Source organism: uncultured Nevskia sp. (assembly GCF_903885465.1).
Taxonomy (GTDB): Bacteria; Pseudomonadota; Gammaproteobacteria; order Nevskiales; family Nevskiaceae; genus Nevskia.
The window spans coordinates 1-2,832 of sequence record NZ_CAISIQ010000173.1 but is presented as its reverse complement, the minus strand read 5'-3'; the positions used below and the strand labels follow the sequence as shown (position 1 = coordinate 2,832).

Genomic DNA, 2,832 nt, shown 5'->3' with positions numbered 1-2,832 from the left:
GTGATCCACACCGATTTCGAGCGCGGCTTCATCCGCGCCGAAGTCATCGCCTATGACGATTACGTTCAGTACAAAGGCGAACCCGGCGCCAAGGAAGCCGGCCGCTGGCGCCTGGAAGGCAAGGAATACATCGTCAAGGAAGGCGATGTCATGCACTTCCGCTTCAACGTCTGAGGCCAGACCGAAGCCCGGTGGTCGATGACCGCCGGGCGGTTGCAGGAAATGCCGGCCGGTGCCGATAGCAGTGGATGAGCCTCCTTCCCCGCTTCGCCATGACCCCGTCCAGCCACGACACGCTGATCGAGCGCCTGCGCGCCTGGTCCTGCGAGCCCTGCGCATCACTGTTCGTGATCGACATCCGCCATCTGCGCTCGGTGAACCGCATCGCCGGGGCCGCCGAGGGCGATGCGGTGATCGCCCAGGTCGAACAGCTGCTGCATGAATGGATCGGCAAGCACGGCATCGCCGGCCGTCTGTGGAGCAATGAATTCGTTGCCGCGCGGATCATCGACCACCCGCAGATGGCGATCGACGACGCCATCGACCTGCGCGATCGCCTGACCGCGCTGCGCTTCCGCGCGCCGCTCGGCGAAAGCCCGGTCTCGGTATCGATCGGCGTCAGGGTCGTGCGCCCGGGCATCAACTGGATCGAAGCGCTCAGCGAGGCTGGCGAAGCCTGCGAGCAGAGCAAGCATCTCGGTCTCAATCAGGTCGCCCTGCACAACGCCAGCGGCACGGCGCTGCGCAAGCCGCCGGTCAATGCCGGCGACGTCACCCAGTTCCGCAAGCTGATGGCCGCCGGCCGGCTGTCCCTGCATCCGCAGCCGATCATGGACATTCGCCGCGGCGAGCCGCGCCTGCGCAAGGCCGAGTTCCTGCTGCGCATGGAGAAGAAGGGTGTCTACATGCCGGTGCCGGCCGGCACCATCGAGACGCTCGAGTACTTCGGCCTGATCAACGAACTCGATCGCTTCTCGACCCAGTTCATCCTCGACTGGCTGGCCGACAACCGCGGCGCGCTCGGCCGCCTGCAGAGCGTGTCGATCAATCTTTCGGCGCGCTCGATCGTCGACGGCCGCTTCATGGACGAACTGCTGCGCGACGTGAAGAACGCCGGCCTGCCGCCGGGAAAACTCTGCTTCGAAATCACCGAAACCGCGGCGATCGAAAACCTCGACATCGCCGCCGACGTGATCCGCACCTTCCGCGCCGCCGGCTGCAGCTTCAGTCTCGATGACTTCGGCTCGGGCCTGTGCTCGTTCGGCTACCTGCAGCGGCTGCCGGTCGACGAGGTCAAGATCGACGGCTGTTTCATCAAGGAAGTGGCGCAGAGCGGCGCCTCGCAGGAAATCGTCCGCGCCATCCACCAGGTCGCCCACGCCACCGGCAAGCGCACGGTTGCCGAATTCGTCGACGATCCGCGCAAGCTCGCTGCGCTGCGCGAGATCGGCGTCGACTACGCCCAGGGCTGGCTGTTCTATCCGACGGTGACACCGGAGAAGTTTCTCGAGCTGGTCGCCGCGCAGGAGTGAGGCGCGGCTATCGCGAGCCGCCGTTCTTCGCGGCGTGCAGCGCGGTCAGATCCTGCATCGTCAGCGTGCCGATGATGTTCTGGGCATCGTCGAGCAGCTCGTACAGCAGACCATCGCTGCCACGAATGCTGAACAGCACGATCACGTCCTCGGCGCCGCCGCCTTCGCGGTGCGGTTGCGGATTGGGCGGGCTGATCGTGTAGCTGCCGGTCGGCCGGACTTCCTTGAGTCGGCCGTCAGGCTCGTACAGGCGGTGTTCGCCCTGCACGACAAAGGTGTGATTCAGGGCAAGGTGCCGGTGCAGGACAATCTGCTCGTTAGCCGCGAAGCGGAACAGCACGTCGGCCGTCTGGCGCGGCGGATCGATGCTCAGCACGGTGTACTCAAGATGCGCGATGCCGTCGATGCGGCTCCACTGGATCTGTCGGTCATCGAAGCGTCCATCGGCCATAGCAGTTCTCCTCGTCATCATTGCTGCCGTGCCGGTTCGCGACGAACCGGCTAGGTGGCGAGCGGAATCATCGCCGAGCTGCCGGGCCGAAAGATATGAAGGTCCGCCCTATACGAGCCAGGAAATCGACCCGAGACCAGCGCTGAAAACCAGGCACGTCGCAACTTTCAGCACGACGAAACGCCCTGAGTGCGGGCGCTCGCAGCCGCGATGTGAATTCATTAGCAATCCGATGGAACTGCGTTAGGACTGCCAGCCGGTCCTGCACCGAGCCTTGCCCCACACCTTCCAACAGGGCGTGGTCATGGGCGCTACCGCCATCCGTTTCGAAAACTGGCTGCCGTCGCCGATCAATAGCGGCGTCCAGTGGTGGCCGTCGCCGCCGCCACCCGGAAGCGAGCCGGCAACGACCGAGCCGCAGAAACCCGAGCCCGAACCGGGATCGAACGACGCCACACCGCAGCTGATCCCGGCGAACGACGGTGCAGGCAACTCCGGCCGAGATCGGCCATGAGCCCGCTCGTCATCGAAGTGATCAGCGGCGAGGCGCTGCGCCGCAACGCCTGGCTGTGCACCGAACTGGCCCTGCTCGCCGCACCGAGCTATGACGACGCCAGCGCGATCCTGGCCCGCGAAGTCGCGGCCTGCACCCACCTGTACATCGGCCGGGATGAGCACGGGACACTCGCCGGCTTCTTCATGACCGGCCGCGAAGACCTGAGCGCCGTGCACGGTCTGCCGCTGGGCCTGGCGCTGGTCCACGTCGGCTGGAGCGCCTGCCGCGAAGACCTCAAGAACAGCGGCGCGACGATGGCGCTGTTCGAGCGCTGCATCTTCGATACCCAAGTC

5 protein-coding genes are annotated in these 2,832 nt (G+C 65.6%); 4 read left to right on the top strand and 1 reads right to left on the bottom strand.

What is annotated here, in order from left to right:
• Both QZY06_RS06550 and QZY06_RS06545 read left to right on the top strand, forming a co-directional pair.
• On the top strand, positions 1–174 hold a 174-nt coding region (locus QZY06_RS06550; RefSeq protein ID WP_295681854.1), incomplete at its 5' end, for a DUF933 domain-containing protein.
• Positions 175–248: 74 nt separating this feature from the next.
• Positions 249–1,532, top strand: coding sequence for an EAL domain-containing protein (locus tag QZY06_RS06545; RefSeq protein ID WP_295681851.1), 1,284 nt, complete (start codon positions 249–251; stop codon positions 1,530–1,532).
• Between the two features lie 7 nt (positions 1,533–1,539).
• Here the strand turns inward: QZY06_RS06545 and QZY06_RS06540 are convergent, their stop codons facing one another.
• A complete protein-coding gene (locus tag QZY06_RS06540) occupies positions 1,540–1,983 on the bottom strand; it encodes a hypothetical protein (RefSeq protein WP_295681849.1) in 444 nt (147 codons plus the stop codon).
• Positions 1,984–2,257: 274 nt separating this feature from the next.
• Here QZY06_RS06540 and QZY06_RS06535 point away from each other — a divergent pair, with 274 nt between their 5' ends.
• Entirely contained in the window at positions 2,258–2,497 is a 240-nt protein-coding gene (locus QZY06_RS06535) for a hypothetical protein (RefSeq protein ID WP_295681846.1), read from the top strand.
• The coding region (locus tag QZY06_RS06530; protein ID WP_295681843.1) for a hypothetical protein at positions 2,494–2,832 on the top strand (339 nt) is incomplete at its 3' end. The genes QZY06_RS06535 and QZY06_RS06530, both read left to right, overlap by 4 nt.

What these genes read in the sequence shown, in the direction of transcription:
- QZY06_RS06545 (WP_295681851.1), top strand. Translation starts at nt 249, where the DNA reads ATGAGCCTCCTTCCCCGCTTCGCCATGACCCCGTCCAGCCACGACACG.
- QZY06_RS06540 (WP_295681849.1), bottom strand. Translation starts at nt 1,983, where the DNA reads ATGGCCGATGGACGCTTCGATGACCGACAGATCCAGTGGAGCCGCATC.